Source organism: Aeromonas sp. 159, from assembly GCF_963862045.1.
Taxonomy (GTDB): domain Bacteria; phylum Pseudomonadota; class Gammaproteobacteria; order Enterobacterales; family Aeromonadaceae; genus Aeromonas; species Aeromonas veronii.
Window position 1 is genome coordinate 32,971 of record NZ_CAWLMI010000030.1, and the last position, 15,685, is coordinate 48,655.

Consider the following 15,685-nt stretch of genomic DNA (forward strand, 5'->3'; position numbering starts at 1 on the left):
CTTGAACCTTTTATTGAAGAAGATGGCTCCCTGCCTTATCAGCCTGTTGTTACCACTTGTGGCGCAGGCTGACACATCCTCGATCGCTTCTGCGCCGCTACCCCGTATCGCCACCGTCGACTGGACCATAGCCGAAACCCTGCTGGCACTCGGGGTGACTCCGCTGGCCGTTGGGGATGTTGGCCCCTATCAGGCATGGGTTGGCGAGCCACGGCTACCCGCCGGAGTGGTGGATATCGGCCTGCGCACCCAGCCCAACCGTGAGCTGCTGGCAGAGCTCAAACCCGACCGCATCCTCATCTCGCCGCTGGCGGCCCCGCTGGCGCCAACTCTTTCCCGCATCGCGCCGGTGAGCACCATCGCCCTCTATGATGGGCAAACCGATCTGTGGCAGAGACTGCACGAGGTGACCCTGACTCTCGCCCGTATGGTGGGCAAAACTGCCGAGGGCGAACGGCTGCTGGCCGGGCTGGATCGGGATCTCGCCAGCATGCAGGCCGGATTGCCTGCGGATCTGCCGCCCCTGCTGGTGGTGCAGTTTATCGATGAGCGCCATGTGCGGGTGTTTGGTCGCCACAGCCTGTTCGATGCGGTGATGACGCGGCTTGGGCTGCGTAATGGCTGGCAGGAGCAGACCAATGACTGGGGTTTCTCGGTGGTCAGCATCGAGCAGTTTATGACCTTGCCAACCGCGCGGCTGGTGGTGGTCGATCCCATCCCGGTAGGGGTGAGCGAACGGCTGCAGGAGCCTGGGCTGTGGCAGCATCTGCCGCTGGTACGCCAAGCCCCCGTGCTGCATCTGCCTGCGGTCTGGAGTTTTGGCGGCGTACTTGCCGCCCGCCGTTTCGCCGGTCTGCTCAGTGATGCATTGCTGCAAGATGCCGAGCGTATGGAGGCTGGTCGATGAAGCGACTGCTCACATCGCCGCTGCTGCGGCCGGTCTCGATCCTGCTGGGGTTGACCCTCTTGCTCGCGTATTGGGAGCTGGCTCGCCAGCTGCCTGGTGCGCTCTGGTGGCGGAGCCTCTTCACCCCCAATCTGGATGACGTCAGCCAAGCAGTGGTGCATTTCAGCTGGCTGCCCCGCTTGGCGGTCACCCTGCTGGCCGGGGCGGCGCTCGGGCTGGCGGGCACCCTGATGCAGCAGGTGCTGCGCAACCCGCTCGCGTCACCGACCACCTTGGGGGTGGCCTCCGGTGCCCAACTGGCGTTGATGATGGTGACCCTGTTTGCCCCCTCCTGGTTGCTGTTGGGGCGGGAGTGGATCGCCATGGCCGGTGGCAGCCTCGCGATGGCACTGGTGTTTGCCCTGGCCTGGCGTCACCAGCTCAATCCGGTGGTTATCGTCTTTGCCGGGCTGGTGATCAACCTCTATCTGGCGGCCATCAGCATGGGGCTCTTGCTGTTCTTTCAGGAGGAGCTGAAAGGCTTGCTGGTGTGGGGCAGTGGCTCGCTAGTGCAGAACAGCTGGAGCGGGGTGAGTTACCTGTTGCCCCGCTTGCTGGCAGCTGCTGCGTTGGCCGCGGTACTGGTGCGCCCGCTGGCGGTGCTGGAGCTGGATGATGCCAGCGCCCGCAGTCTGGGGGTCTCCCTGCAGCATCTGCGTTTTGCCGGACTGGGGCTGGCGGTGTTTGTCACCGCTTGCGTGGTGAGCGTGGTGGGGCTGATCGGCTTTATCGGGCTGGCCGCACCCGCCATGGTGCGGCTGCTCGGGATCCGCCAGCTCGGCCAGCGGCTGTTGTGGGCACCGATCCTCGGCGCCCTGCTGCTGGCGGCGACCGATCTGCTGCTGCAGAGTCTGAGTCGCTTCTGGCCAGTATTGATCCCCACCGGCGCCATGACCGCCCTGCTGGGGGCGCCGCTGCTGCTCTGGTTGATCCCGCGCCTTGGCATCAAGTCGGGTACGCCGAAGGCAAACGCCGGTCTGCTGGTGGCCCGACATCCGGCACCGGCTCGCCTTATTGGCCTGTTGCTGGTCGGGTTGATGCTGGTCGTGGTCGCCTCCCTGCTGTTTGGGCAGGGAATGACGGGCTGGTGCTGGCCAAGCTGGCTCCGCTGGCAGGCACAACTGGAGTGGCGACTGCCGCGCACTCTGGCGGCGGGGGCGGCCGGTGTGCTGCTGGCGCTGGCGGGCACCCTGTTGCAGCGGGTCAGCAACAACCCGATGGCGAGCCCGGAGCTGCTGGGGGTGAGCGGTGGCACCTTTATGGGGGTGATAGCGACGGCGCTGTTGCTGCCTGCATTGCCCCTGCCGCTGATGCTGTCCGGTGGCCTGCTCGGTGCCTTCGCTTGTCTCTTGCTGCTGGTGGTGGTCAATCGCAAGCACGGCTTCCAGCCGGAGCGGACCCTGCTCTCCGGTATCGCCATCACGGCGTTGTTTGAGCCGCTGCAGGCTATCGCGCTGGCCAACGGCGACATGCGGGTGCAGCAACTGCTCTCCTGGATGTCCGGCTCCACCTACTACGTCACCCTGCCGGTGGCTTATGGGTTGGTGGGGCTGGCGCTGTTGATGCTGTCCGCCTGCCTGTTGGTGAGCCGCTGGCTCGATCTGCTGCCGATGGGGAGTGCTGTAGCGACCGCGCTTGGCATTCGCCTCAACCGTGCCCAGCTCGCCATCCTGCTGCTGGTGGCCGTGCTCACCGCCAGTGCCACCCTGGTGGTCGGGCCGCTCTCATTCGTCGGTCTTCTGGCGCCACATATGGCCAAGCTGATGGGGCTGGTGCGGGCACGCTGGCACCTGCTTGGGGCCGCCGCTTCCGGCGCCCTGTTGATGGTATCGGCAGACTGGGTCGGCCAGCAGTTCCTCTTCCCGCAGGAGGTGCCGGTCGGGCTGGTCTCCACCCTGTTAGGGGGCGCTTACTTCATGTGGTGCCTGCGTCGCCTCTAGGTTCGCGGACAAAAAACGCACAATAAAAAGCCCGGGATGAACCCGGGCTTTTTATTGTCTGTCGTGCGGCGTTACTTGCCGATGCAGAAGCTGGAGAAGATGCGGCCCAGCAGATCGTCGGAGCTGAATTCGCCGGTGATCTCGGAGAGGGACTCTTGCGCCAGGCGCAACTCTTCGGCCACCAGCTCGCCGGCCACGAACACTTCCAGCTGCTCTTTGGCCACCAGCAGCCGCTCGGCAGCACGCTCCAGCGCATCCAGATGGCGGCGACGGGCCATAAAGCCCCCTTCGGTGTTGCCCTGGAAGCCCATGCAGGCTTTCAGGTGCTCGCGCAGGGCAGGCAGTCCCAGCTCGGTCTTGGCGGAGATGCGGTAGACGGCGTGGCCCTGCTCCTGGCTCGGTGCCAGATCCTCGCCTGTCAGATCGGCCTTGTTGCGAATGACGGTGAGGCCGATGTTTTTTGGCAACCGATCAACAAATTCCGGCCAGATCTCCCGCGGGTCAACCGCATCTGTGGTGGTGCCATCCACCATAAACAGCACCCGATCGGCCTGTTCAATCTCGGCCCAGGCGCGTTCGATACCGATCTGCTCCACCTTGTCCTGGGTGTCGCGCAGACCGGCGGTGTCGATGATGTGCAGCGGCATGCCATCGAGATGGATATGCTCGCGCAGCACATCGCGGGTGGTACCGGCAATCTCGGTGACGATGGCCGACTCACGGCCCGCCAGGGCATTTAGCAGGCTCGATTTGCCGGCGTTGGGACGACCGGCGATCACCACCTTCATCCCTTCCCGCAGCAGGGCGCCCTGTTTGGCTTCCCCGCGCACGTCGTCCAGCTCGGACATGATGGCGTAGAGGTCGCCCGCCACCTTGCCGTCGGAGAGGAAGTCGATCTCCTCGTCCGGGAAGTCGATGGCCGCTTCCACATAGATGCGCAGCCGGATCAGGCTTTCCACCAGTTGCTGGATTTTGCTGGAGAACTGCCCCTGCAGTGAGTGCATGGCACTGCGGGCGGCCTGTTCGCTGGAGGCTTCGATAAGGTCAGCGATGGCTTCGGCCTGGGCCAGATCCAGCTTGTCGTTGATGAAGGCGCGCTCGCTAAACTCGCCGGGGCGGGCAGGGCGGATGCCATCGATTTTCAGAATGCGGCGGATCAGCATGTCCATGATGACGGGGCCGCCGTGGCCCTGCAGCTCCAGCACATCCTCGCCGGTGAAGCTGTTGGGTGCTTTGAACAGCAGGGCGATGCCCTGATCCAGTACCTGGCCTTGCTCATCCTTGAACGGCAGATATTCGGCGTAGCGCACCCGCGGGAGCTTGCCGAGCACTATCCCGGCGACCTGTTCGGCGGCGGGGCCGGAGACCCGGACTATGCCGACGCCACCACGGCCTGGCGCGGTGGCCTGGGCCACGATCGTATCTGTTGTCATCTTGCTTGGCTCGTTTGTTCGCTGATAGGAAAACGTAGTGGGGACATTGTAATAAAAAAGGCGGCCCGAAGGCCGCCTCTTTTGTCATCACGGGAAGATTAGCTGCGTGAATGCAGTCCTTTCTTCTCCAGCTGACGATAGATGATGGTCTGCTGGATGATGGAGATGACGTTGCTCACCAGCCAGTAGAGAGTCAGGCCAGCCGGGAACCAGAGGAACATGAAAGTGAAGATGATCGGCATGAACTGCATCACTTTCTGCTGCATCGGGTCGGTTACGGTGGTCGGGCTCATCTTCTGCAGATACCACATGGAGGCACCCATGAGGATTGGCAGCACGAAGAAGGGGTCCTTCACTGACAGGTCAGTGATCCACAGGGCAAACGGCGCGTGACGCAGTTCAACGGACTCCATCAGTGCCCAGTAAAGGGCGATGAAGATCGGCATCTGAACCAGGATCGGCAGGCAGCCACCCAGCGGGTTGACCTTCTCCTTCTTGTACAGCTCCATCATGCCCTGAGACATCTTCTGGCGGTCATCGCCGAAGCGCTCGCGCAGGGCCGCAATCTTGGGTTGCAGCATGCGCATCTTGGCCATGGAGGTGTACTGGGCCTTGGTCAGCGGGAACATGATGCCGCGCACCAGCAGGGTCAGCATGATGATGGCCAGACCCCAGTTCTGGACGAAACCGTGGAACACGGTCAGCAGCCAGTGCAGCGGTTGGGCGATGAACCACAGCCAGCCGTAGTCGACAGTCAGGTCGAGGTGGTTAGCCACCTTGGCCATCTGGTCTTGCAGCTTGGGACCGACCCACAGCTTGCTGGTTACTTCAGCCTGTTGGCCGGCAGCCACGTCAACCAGCGGCGCCTTGTAACCGATGATGGCCTGGCCTTTGCCCGGGATCACACGGCTGTAGAAGCTGTTGGCATCGTCGGCATTCGGAGCCCAGGCAGAGACGAAGTAGTGTTGCAGCATGGCGACCCAACCACCCTTGGTGGTCTTGTTCAGGTCGGCATCCTTCATCTCGTCGAAGGTGTACTTCTTGTAGCGGGTATCTTCAGTGGAGAAGGCACCACCACGGTAAGCGCTGGCTACCATGGCATGACCTTCCTGATCCTTCGGCGTTGCTACGGTCTGCTTTAGCTGGCCATAGAACTGCACCTGAACCGGCTCGGCAGATTTGTTGTCGATCTTGTAATCAACGCCAACGGCATAGTCGCCACGCTTTAGGATGAACTCCTTGGTGAAGACCACGCCCTTGCTGTCGGTCCAGGTCATCGGAACGACGACTTGATCCTGACCATCGGCCAGCTGATAGCTGGTCTGGGCGGCTTCATAGGTAGGACGACCTTCGGCCTGACTGTCCGGACCGTTGCGACCCACCAGACCGCTCTGGGCGATATAGAGGTGCTCAGGCTTGCTGGTCAGCAGCACGAACGGTTGGTCCTTGCCCTCTTCCAGTTTGTGAGACAGCAGTTCGGCAGACACGACGTCACCACCCTGGGTATCCAGGGTCAGCTTGAGCACGTCAGAGGAGACGGTGATCAGCTTGCGTGCGGCAGTCGCGTTGGCTTGCTCGGAAACCTGAGGAATATCACCGGTCTGACCGGCTTCAGGTACGAAATGTTCGGTTTGGGCCACGGTAGTCGGGGCCGGCTTCGGAGCCTTGTCGGACTCCCACTGTTGCCAGAGCAGAAAGCTCACGAACAGCAAACCGATCAGGAGTAGATTGCGTTGTGATTCCATAGTCTTCAGTTTCTTCGCTTTGGTTGCGGAACCGGGTCATAACCACCCTCGGATAAGGGATGGCATTTTAATAGACGTTTGCTAGCTAACCAAACGCCTTTTATGAAACCGTGAAGTCGGATGGCTTCTATCGCAAATTGGGAACAAGTTGGAGTAAAACGGCAGCGCGGCCCGAGCAGAGGGCTAATGATTAGCTGATACAGGCGTATCAGTTTGATAGCTACCCATTGCAACGGCGTGACAGAGTGCGCCATAGCTTTTCCAGTAACTTGAACAGTTCCTCGTTATCCATCTCTTTCACACCGGCTTTGGCGATCACCACGATGTCGATAGCGGGCAGCTGATGTTGTTTGAGGCGGAAACTTTCCCGGACCACCCGTTTGACACGGTTACGCCAGACGGCACGCTTGAGTGCTTTTTTGGGCACAGCGAGACCAAGACGAGAGTGTTCGAGTGAATTGGGGCAGGCGAGAAGCGTAATTTGCGGGGAAGCAGCCCGGACAGGCTCGGCGAAAACGCGTTTGAAGTGTTCGGGAGTTAACAGACGTAACTCCCGAGAGAAGGTGTGCTGGGTAGGCATTAAACTACCAGACGGGCACGACCCTTGGCACGACGAGCGGCCAGAACTTTACGACCGTTGGCAGTTGCCATGCGGGCGCGGAAACCGTGAGAGCGCTTGCGCTTCAGGTTGGACGGTTGAAAAGTACGTTTCATGATTCGATTCCGTATTTCTGTACAGTTTTGATTGTCACACTTAGCCGACGCGCCAGCTATAGCGTGTGACGACTAGCAAAAGAGGCCGAATTCTAAACAGAGTTCGGCTTTTAGTCAATCCGCCGTTCCCTCTCATCCTGCCGTGGTCTTGAAAAGGCCGCTGCCGAGCGTGAGGATCCAGAGGATCAAGGGCTCCGGATTATACTGGCAACCCGGGGTTAAACAAGGGATCCCTCAATAAAAAAGGCGGCCAGGCCGCCAAAGAGAGAGCTATTTAAGGACTTTCCGCAAGAACTCCCGGGTACGGGGATCCTTGGGATCGACCAATATCTGATCCGGCGGGCCCTGCTCGACGATCCGCCCCCCTTCCATGAAGATCACCCGATCGGCAACATCACGAGCAAATTCAATCTCATGAGTCACCACCACCATGGTCTGGTGCTGGCGGGCCAACTCTTTCATCAGTCCCAAAACCTCGTCGACCCACTCGGGATCGAGGGCCGAGGTGGGCTCGTCAAACAGGATCACCTTGGAGTGGGCCGCCATGGCGCGGCCAATGCCGACCCGTTGCTGCTGGCCGCCGGAGAGGGAGGCCGGATAGGCATCCTGCTTGTCGGCGAGGCCAATGTCCTTGAGGATGCCGAGCGCTGTGGCGCGGGCCTCCGCTTTTGGCTGCTTCCAGACGGTGATCAGCCCTTCGGCGATGTTGTCCAGCGCCGTCTTGTTGGCAAAAAGGGCGTAGTTCTGGAACACGAAGGAGGCCCGCTTGCGCAGCTCGATCGCCTGCTGTTCGCTGGCCTTGGCCAGATTCAGCTCGAGATCGTCGATGGCAAGGGTGCCCGCATCCGGGGTCTCCAGCAGGTTCAGGCAGCGCAACAGGGTCGACTTGCCGGTGCCGGAGGGGCCGATGATGACGACAATTTCCCCCTTTTTGACCTCCAGATCGATGCCGTTGAGCACCTGATTGCCGTGATATGCCTTGGAGAGGCCGGTTAGCTTGATCATGAACGCCCTCCTTTAATAGGCACGGTTGAGACGGACTTCCAGCAGATGCTGCAAGCGGGTAAAGAAGATCACCACCACCCAGTAGATCAGCGCCACCGCCATAAAGCTCTCGAAGAACTTGAAGGAAGAGGAGGCTTCCATCTGCGCTTTGCCCATGATCTCGGCCACTCCCAGGGTGAAGGCCAACGAGGTGCTTTTGATCATGTCGATGAAGTAGTTCATCAGCGACGGGGTGGCGATGCGGGCCGCCTGCGGCAGGATGATCCGCTGCATCGCCTGATAACGGCTCATGCCGATACTGAGCGCCGCTTCCATCTGGCTTTTGTGAATGCCGAGGATGGCTGCGCGGATCGACTCAGCCATATAGGCGGCGAAGTGCAGGGTCAGACCGACGATGGCGGCGGTAAAGGCATCCATCCCCACGAAGATCGGGAACAGTTGCGGCAATCCGTAGTAGAGCAGGAACAGCTGAACGAGTAGCGGTGTACCCCGAAAGAACGAGATATAGAGCATCGCCAGCCAGTGAATCGCGGGGACGCGAAACACCCGTACTATCGCCAGGGCCAGCGAGAGTACGAGTGCCAGCACGAATCCCCACAGGGCCATTTCCATCGTGGTGCCCAGGTATTTGAGCAGGATGGGAAACAGCCCCAGCGTGTATTCGAGGTCAAATTCCATCATTTATTTGTCGGTGATGTCGGAAGCGAACCATTTCTCGGAGATCTGACGCAGGGAGCCATCCTTGCGCATGGCGGTCAGGGCCTCGTCGACCTTCTTCAGCAGTGCCTGTTTCTCCGGGGTCTTCAGGAAGGGCAGGGCGTTCTCGATAGTCTCGAACGGTGCGCCAGCCTGTTGCAGCGGCAGCTTGGACTCTTTGATCAGCTGGGCGGTGGAGACGCGGTCCATCACGAAGGCATCGATGCGACCCAGCGCGACATCCTGCTCGAAGGCGGAGTCATAGGTGCGGATATCGATCTTCTTGTTCGGGTCGTTCTTGCGCAGCAGCTCTTCGAAGTTGGAACCCAGGTTCACGGCAACGCTCTTGCCTTCCAGATCCTTGATGCCATGAATGGTGCTGTTGCCCTTGCGTACCACGATCTGGGCGCCGTCATAGACGTAAGGCTGGGAGAAGTCGTACTTCGCCTTGCGCTCGTCGGTGATGGTGATCTGGTTGGAGATGGTGTCGATGCGGCCGGTTTCCAGCATGCCGAACAGGCCGGAGAAGCTGGCAGTCACGAATTCGACCTTGTAGCCGGTGCGCTCGCCGATCTGGTTCCACATATCCACTTCAAAGCCCTGCAGCTTGTCCTGCTTGACGAAAGTGAACGGGAAATATTTGCCAGACATGCCGACCTTGATGGTCTCCTGGGCGATGGCCTGACCGGACAGGGTGGCGAGCAGGATGGCTGCGCCGGAAATCAGTTTGATGGATGTTTTCATGGTGTTTCTCTCTCTCAATGTCTTGTATTTGTAGTTGTAATAACTGGTTTGGCCCTGATGTTATTGGAATAAAATTTAAAAAATAAATGACATTTGGTTATATGAAATAACAGGAGAGAAGCACGGGATCGACCAATCAGGACGGTGGATCAAGCTGTGGGTAACTTTGGGGATGAAATCTGATCCAAAGGCGCTGGATCCTTGAAAGTCAAGGATCTTATTTGCTGGATCCACCGGGCGATGGCTGGAGATCCGGCGGCTAAAAACGTAGAATAGCCGGTCTTTAGTTAATCAATCGACAGGAGTTTAGAGTGACTGCTTCGCTATGGCAGCAGTGCCTTAACCGGCTGCAAGATGAGTTGCCCTCGGCAGAATTCAGCATGTGGATCCGGCCGCTTCAAGCGGAGTTGAGTGACAATACTCTGACCCTGTATGCACCGAATCGCTTTGTTCTGGACTGGGTACGGGACAAGTATCTCATCCGGGTTAACGGCATCATCAACGAACTCTGCGGGGTCGACGGCCCCGCCCTGCGTTTTGATATAGGCAATCGTCCCCATCCTGTTGCTGTCGCCAGAGCGCCGGTACAGGGTGCCGCGCCTGTGAATAACTTGCAGAAGAGCTGGGAAAGCAAGGCTGAAGCCAAGCCCGAGCCGAACCACAAGAGCAATACCAACGTGAACTATACCTTCGAGAATTTCGTCGAGGGTAAGTCCAACCAGTTGGCGCGTGCGGCTGCCCGTCAGGTAGCGGACAATCCGGGTGGTGCTTACAACCCGCTGTTCCTCTATGGCGGCACCGGCTTGGGTAAAACTCACCTGCTGCACGCCGTTGGCAATGCCATCAAGGAGAGTAAAAAAGATGCCAAAGTCATCTATATGCACTCCGAGCGGTTTGTTCAGGACATGGTGAAAGCGCTGCAAAACAACGCCATTGAAGAGTTCAAGCGTTACTACCGCAGCGTCGATGCCCTGCTCATCGATGACATCCAGTTTTTCGCCAACAAGGAGCGCTCCCAGGAGGAGTTCTTCCATACCTTCAATGCCTTGCTGGAAGGTAACCAGCAGATCATCCTGACCTCGGATCGCTATCCGAAGGAGATCAACGGTGTCGAGGATCGCCTCAAGTCCCGCTTCGGCTGGGGCCTGACCGTGGCGATCGAACCGCCGGAGCTGGAGACCCGCGTCGCGATCCTGATGCGCAAAGCTGATGAGAACCAGATCCATCTGCCTGACGAAGTGGCCTTCTTCATCGCCAAACGTCTGCGATCCAACGTCCGTGAACTGGAAGGCGCCCTCAACCGGGTGATCGCCAACGCCAACTTCACCGGCCGTGCCATCAACATCGATTTCGTGCGCGAAGCGCTGCGCGACCTGCTGGCACTGCAGGAGAAGCTGGTCACCATCGACAATATCCAGAAGACGGTGGCGGAGTACTACAAGATCAAGCTGGCGGATCTGCTCTCCAAGCGTCGTTCCCGCTCCGTTGCCCGTCCGCGCCAGCTGGCGATGGCACTGGCCAAGGAGCTGACCAACCACAGTTTGCCGGAGATAGGTGATGCCTTTGGTGGCCGTGACCACACTACCGTTCTTCATGCCTGCCGCAAGATCGAGCAGCTGAAGGAGGAGAGTCACGACATCAAGGAGGACTATTCCAACCTGATCCGTACCCTTTCTTCCTGATAACGGAATCGAGTGGACAGATGCAGCGCGAATATTCCAACCTGATCCGAATCTTTTCCTCCTAATCACAACGGAGAGCACAGATGCAGCTCGAAATTAGCCGTGAGGCCCTGTTACGTCCTCTGCAACTGGTGTCCGGCGCCCTCGGCGGCCGACCGACCCTGCCGATCCTCGGCAACGTGCTGCTTGATGTCAGCAACGGTCTGTTGTCACTGACCGGTACCGATCTCGAAGTAGAGATGATCGGTCAGGTCTATCTGAACGGGGCCAGCGAAGATGGCCGCACCACAGTACCGGCGCGCAAGCTGCTGGATATCTGCCGTGGTCTGCCGGAAGGCGCCGAGATCCGTCTCAATACCGAAGGCGAGCGCCTGATCATCCGGTCCGGTCGTTCCCGCTTCAACCTCTCGACCCTGCCGGCGACCGAGTATCCGAACATCGAGGATTGGGAATCCGTGCTCGAGTTCGATATCAGCCAGCTGGAGCTGAAGAAGCTGATCGATGCGACCCAGTTCTCCATGGCCAGCCAGGATGTGCGTTACTACCTGAACGGCATGCTGTTCGAGAGCGAAGGTCACGGTCTGCGCACCGTGGCGACCGACGGTCACCGTCTGGCCACCTGCCGCCGCGAGGTAGTAGGGGAATCGCTGCCCGATCATCAAGTTATCCTGCCGCGCAAAGGGGTATTGGAGCTGGTGCGTCTGCTGGAGGCGGAAGACAAGCCGGTGCGGCTGCAGATCGGTCGCAGCAATCTGCGGGCTGCACTGGACGGCTTCATCTTCACCTCCAAGCTGGTGGATGGCCGCTTCCCGGACTGGCGTCGCGTCATTCCGCGCAACAGCGACAAGGCCCTGATCGCCGGCCGTGAGGATCTGCGTCAGGCGTTTGCCCGCGCCGCCATCCTCTCCAACGAGAAATTCCGTGGGGTGCGTCTCAATCTGCAGGAAAACCTGCTGCGCATCACCGCCAACAACCCGGAACAGGAAGAAGCCGAAGAGCTGCTTGACGTACAATATGCCGCTGGCGAGATGGAGATCGGCTTTAACGTCTCTTATGTGCTCGACGTGCTGAATACGTTAAAATGTGACCAAATTCGGATTAGCCTGAGCGATTCCATCAGCAGTGCCATTATTGAGGATTTTGAACATCAGGATGCTCAGTACGTGGTGATGCCGATGCGGATCTAGTCGTGTCCCTGGTCAAACTCCAGCTCAGCGACTTTCGCAATATCCAGCAAGCCAGTCTCAAGCTGTCGCCCGGCCTCAACATTCTGGTCGGGTGCAATGGCAGCGGCAAGACCAGCGTGCTGGAAGCCATTCACTACCTTGGTCTGGGGCGCTCCTTTCGCACTCATTTGACCGGGCGGGTCATCCGCCAGGGGGAGAGGGCGTTTACCCTGTTTGCCCAGTGTGAACTGGAGGGGCGTCAGGTACCGATCGGTCTTGCCAAAGACAAGAGTGGCGAGACCCAGCTCAAGATTGCCGGGGCGCAGGCCCAGCGGCTGGCCGATTTGGCGGAGCTGTTGCCGGTGCAGTTGATCCATCCCGATGGCTTCAACCTGCTGACGGGCGGGCCTCAGGCTCGCCGTGCCTGGCTCGATTGGGGCGTTTTCCATCAGGAGCCGACCTTCTTTGCCCTGTGGGGACGAGTGCGGCGGCTGCTGAAACAGCGCAATGCGCTGCTGCGCCAGAGCACCCAGTACCGCCAGCTGGCGTTCTGGGATCAGGAGCTGGTGCGGCTGGGTGGTGAGCTGGCCGAGTTTCGCGCCAGTTATTGTCAGGCCATTACGCCCCTGATCAAGGAGATGACGGCGGATTTTCTGCCGGAATTCAATATCAGTCTCGGCTTTTACCGGGGCTGGGAGAAAGATACTCCCCTCGGCGATCTGCTGGAGGCGGGGTTTGAGCGGGATCGGGCGCTGGGCTATACCGGTGTCGGTCCACAGAAAGCCGATGTGCGCCTCAAGGCGAACGGGGTGCCCGCTCAGGATATTTTGTCCCGGGGTCAGCTGAAGTTGCTGGTCTGCGCCATGCGACTGGCCCAAGGGCTCTATTTGAATCAACATAGCAGCCGTGGCTGTATTTTTTTAATTGACGATTTTGCCTCTGAACTGGATGTCGACAAGCGCCGCTTGCTGGCCGCAAGGCTGAAGCAGTGTGCGTCCCAGGTGTTTATCACCGCCATCGACACCGGTCAGCTCGCAGACATGATGGATGCGAATGACTGCAAGTTGTTCCACGTGGAACAGGGTAAAATCTCCGAAACGTTAGAGAAGGCAGAGAGTAAGCTATGAGTGAAAATACTTACGACTCCTCGAATATCAAGGTGCTGAAGGGGCTGGATGCGGTCCGCAAGCGCCCGGGGATGTATATCGGCGATACGGATGATGGCTCGGGTCTGCACCACATGGTGTTCGAGGTCGTCGATAACTCCATTGACGAGGCGCTCGCTGGCTACTGCTCCGATATTCTGGTCAAGATCCATTCCGACGGTTCTGTCTCTGTGCGTGACAATGGCCGGGGTATCCCGGTAGACATGCACGAGGAGGAGGGCCGCTCCGCCGCAGAGGTCATCATGACCGTGCTGCACGCTGGCGGTAAGTTTGATGACAACTCCTACAAGGTATCCGGCGGCCTTCACGGCGTGGGTGTCTCGGTAGTTAACGCCCTCTCTGACAAGCTGTTGCTGACCATTCGTCGTAACGGTCACGTCTACGAGCAGACCTATCATCTGGGTGAGCCACAGGCGCCGCTCAAGCAGATTGGCGACAGCACCGGTACCGGTACCGAAGTTCGCTTCTGGCCGAGCCCGGCCATTTTCAGCGATACCCTGTTCCACTACGAGATCCTGGCCAAGCGCCTGCGCGAGCTCTCCTTCCTCAACTCCGGTGTCTCCATCCGTCTGCAAGACGAGCGTGATGGCCGCGAGGCGCATTTCTGCTACGAGGGTGGCATCAAGGCATTCGTTGAGTACCTGAACCAGAACAAGACCCCGATCCACCCGAAGGTGTTCCATTTCACCACCGAGCAGGATGGTATTGGCGTTGAAGTGGCGATGCAGTGGAACGACGCCTATCAGGAAGGGGTCTACTGCTTCACCAACAACATCCCGCAGCGGGATGGTGGTACTCACCTCGTTGGTTTCCGTACCGCGCTGACCCGTACTCTGAACTCCTATATGGACAAAGAGGACTACAGCAAGAAGGCCAAGTCTGCCGCCAGTGGCGACGACGTGCGTGAAGGTCTGATTGCCGTTATCTCCGTCAAGGTACCGGATCCCAAGTTCTCCTCCCAGACCAAAGACAAGCTGGTCTCTTCCGAAGTGAAGACCGCCGTTGAACAGGCGATGGGTGAGAAGCTGGCCGACTTCCTGCTGGAAAACCCGGGCGATGCCAAGATCGTGGTCAACAAGATCATCGATGCGGCCCGTGCCCGCGAAGCGGCCCGCAAAGCCCGCGAACTGACCCGCCGCAAAGGCGCGCTGGATATCGCCGGTCTGCCCGGCAAGCTGGCTGACTGTCAGGAAAAAGACCCGGCTCTCTCCGAACTCTACATAGTGGAAGGGGACTCTGCTGGCGGTTCCGCCAAGCAGGGTCGCAACCGTAAAAACCAGGCCATCCTGCCGCTCAAGGGTAAAATCCTGAACGTAGAGAAGGCCCGTTTCGACAAGATGATCTCCTCGCAAGAGGTGGGCACCCTGATCACCGCACTGGGTTGCGGTATCGGTCGCGACGAGTACAACCCGGACAAGCTGCGTTATCACAACATCATCATCATGACCGATGCGGACGTCGATGGTGCGCACATCCGAACCCTGCTGCTGACCTTCTTCTATCGTCAGATGCCGGAAATCATCGAACGTGGCTACGTCTACATCGCCCAGCCGCCGCTCTACAAAGTGAAGAAGGGCAAGCAGGAGCAGTATCTGAAAGACGAAGACGCGCTGCTGCAGTACCAGACCGCCATGGCGCTGGATGGTGCTACCCTGCACGTCAACGAGTCTGCCCCGGCCATCGGCGGCGAGGCGCTGGAGCGTCTGGTCAACCAGCACCGCTCGGTGACTCACCTGATCACCCGTATGTCTCGTCGTGCGCCGGAAGCCGTGCTGACCCAGCTGATCTATCAGCCGGAGTTGAACGAAGCGCTGCTGAACAGCGAGAGCGATCTGCTGGCCTGGTGTCAGGGTATGGAAGCCGTGCTCAACGAGAGCAACCACGGTATCCAGTACCAGATCCAGGTTCGTCGTGACGAAGAGCGCCGCCTGTTCGTGCCGCACGCCGTGGTACGTCAGCACGGTGTCGACCGCGAATATCCGCTCAGCTACGACTTCCTGCAGTCCGGTGAGTACCGTCAGCTGGTTTCGCTGGGCAAGGAGATCGCCAACCTGATTGAGGAAGGTGGTTTCATCAAGCGTGGCGAGAAGGTGAAGCCGGTTGCCAACTTTGTGGAAGCCGTCGAGTGGCTGATGGGCGAAGGCAAACGCGGCATCTACATCCAGCGCTATAAAGGGCTGGGTGAGATGAACCCGGACCAGCTGTGGGAAACCACCATGGATCCGGAAGCCCGCCGCATGCTGCGCGTCACCATCGACGACGCCGTCGGCGCTGACCAGCTCTTCTCCACCCTGATGGGTGATGCCGTTGAGCCCCGTCGTGACTTTATCGAGACCAACGCCCTGCGCGTAGCCAACCTCGACGTCTAATCAGACTCGCTGATTGCAATAAAAAGCCGCTCACAAGAGCGGCTTTTTTACATCTGTATGTCCCGTCCTGAATATGGTT

14 protein-coding genes are annotated in these 15,685 nt (G+C 59.4%); 6 read left to right on the forward strand and 8 right to left on the reverse strand.

Annotation, left to right across the window (positions count from 1 at the left end; all coding sequences use genetic code 11):
- Nucleotides 1–22 precede the first annotated feature (22 nt).
- Nucleotides 23–907, forward strand: a complete 885-nt coding sequence (locus AACR14_RS05975; RefSeq protein ID WP_019445514.1) for an ABC transporter substrate-binding protein — start codon at nucleotides 23–25, stop codon at nucleotides 905–907.
- The gene (fhuB, locus tag AACR14_RS05980) at nucleotides 904–2,886 is read left to right on the forward strand and encodes a Fe(3+)-hydroxamate ABC transporter permease FhuB (protein ID WP_019445515.1); all 1,983 of its coding nucleotides are present in this window, start codon (nucleotides 904–906) and stop codon (nucleotides 2,884–2,886) included. The genes AACR14_RS05975 and fhuB overlap by 4 nt, the downstream gene beginning before the upstream one ends.
- Before the next feature lie 71 nt (nucleotides 2,887–2,957).
- On the opposite strand, the gene mnmE is transcribed toward fhuB, so the two are convergent.
- The 8 genes from mnmE to AACR14_RS06020 all read right to left on the reverse strand — a co-directional run bounded on the left by mnmE (nucleotide 2,958) and on the right by AACR14_RS06020 (nucleotide 9,223).
- Nucleotides 2,958–4,319 (reverse strand): tRNA uridine-5-carboxymethylaminomethyl(34) synthesis GTPase MnmE, encoded by a 1,362-nt coding sequence (gene mnmE, locus AACR14_RS05985; protein WP_019445516.1) that lies wholly within the window; start codon nucleotides 4,317–4,319, stop codon nucleotides 2,958–2,960.
- A 98-nt stretch (nucleotides 4,320–4,417) separates the two neighbouring features.
- Nucleotides 4,418–6,064: a membrane protein insertase YidC gene (gene yidC, locus AACR14_RS05990; protein ID WP_019445517.1), complete on the reverse strand. Its 1,647-nt coding sequence runs from the start codon at nucleotides 6,062–6,064 to the stop codon at nucleotides 4,418–4,420.
- Between the two features lie 5 nt (nucleotides 6,065–6,069).
- Complete coding sequence (gene yidD, locus AACR14_RS05995; protein WP_010672280.1) at nucleotides 6,070–6,318, reverse strand: membrane protein insertion efficiency factor YidD; 249 nt, start codon at nucleotides 6,316–6,318, stop codon at nucleotides 6,070–6,072.
- Nucleotides 6,285–6,644: a ribonuclease P protein component gene (gene rnpA / locus AACR14_RS06000; RefSeq protein WP_005339313.1), complete on the reverse strand. Its 360-nt coding sequence runs from the start codon at nucleotides 6,642–6,644 to the stop codon at nucleotides 6,285–6,287. The genes yidD and rnpA overlap by 34 nt, the downstream gene beginning before the upstream one ends.
- The gene (rpmH, locus tag AACR14_RS06005; RefSeq protein ID WP_005307156.1) at nucleotides 6,644–6,778 is read right to left on the reverse strand and encodes a 50S ribosomal protein L34; all 135 of its coding nucleotides are present in this window, start codon (nucleotides 6,776–6,778) and stop codon (nucleotides 6,644–6,646) included. Before rpmH ends, rnpA begins: the two co-directional genes overlap by 1 nt.
- Nucleotides 6,779–7,048: 270 nt before the next feature.
- Nucleotides 7,049–7,783, reverse strand: coding sequence for an amino acid ABC transporter ATP-binding protein (locus AACR14_RS06010; RefSeq protein WP_005339311.1), 735 nt, complete (start codon nucleotides 7,781–7,783; stop codon nucleotides 7,049–7,051).
- Nucleotides 7,784–7,795: 12 nt separating this feature from the next.
- The gene (locus AACR14_RS06015) at nucleotides 7,796–8,464 is read right to left on the reverse strand and encodes an amino acid ABC transporter permease (RefSeq protein ID WP_019445518.1); all 669 of its coding nucleotides are present in this window, start codon (nucleotides 8,462–8,464) and stop codon (nucleotides 7,796–7,798) included.
- Complete coding sequence (locus AACR14_RS06020; RefSeq protein WP_019445519.1) at nucleotides 8,465–9,223, reverse strand: amino acid ABC transporter substrate-binding protein; 759 nt, start codon at nucleotides 9,221–9,223, stop codon at nucleotides 8,465–8,467.
- Nucleotides 9,224–9,534: 311 nt separating this feature from the next.
- Here AACR14_RS06020 and dnaA point away from each other — a divergent pair, with 311 nt between their 5' ends.
- The 4 genes from dnaA (at nucleotide 9,535) to gyrB (ending at nucleotide 15,606) form a co-directional block, all read left to right on the forward strand.
- Nucleotides 9,535–10,905, forward strand: coding sequence for a chromosomal replication initiator protein DnaA (dnaA, locus tag AACR14_RS06025; RefSeq protein ID WP_005339307.1), 1,371 nt, complete (start codon nucleotides 9,535–9,537; stop codon nucleotides 10,903–10,905).
- 83 nt (nucleotides 10,906–10,988) lie between these two features.
- Entirely contained in the window at nucleotides 10,989–12,092 is a 1,104-nt protein-coding gene (gene dnaN, locus AACR14_RS06030; protein ID WP_005339306.1) for a DNA polymerase III subunit beta, read from the forward strand.
- A 2-nt stretch (nucleotides 12,093–12,094) separates the two neighbouring features.
- Nucleotides 12,095–13,198, forward strand: a complete 1,104-nt coding sequence (gene recF / locus AACR14_RS06035) for a DNA replication/repair protein RecF (RefSeq protein ID WP_019445520.1) — start codon at nucleotides 12,095–12,097, stop codon at nucleotides 13,196–13,198.
- Entirely contained in the window at nucleotides 13,195–15,606 is a 2,412-nt protein-coding gene (gyrB, locus tag AACR14_RS06040; protein WP_019445521.1) for a DNA topoisomerase (ATP-hydrolyzing) subunit B, read from the forward strand. Before recF ends, gyrB begins: the two co-directional genes overlap by 4 nt.
- The last annotated feature ends 79 nt before the right edge of the window (nucleotides 15,607–15,685 follow it).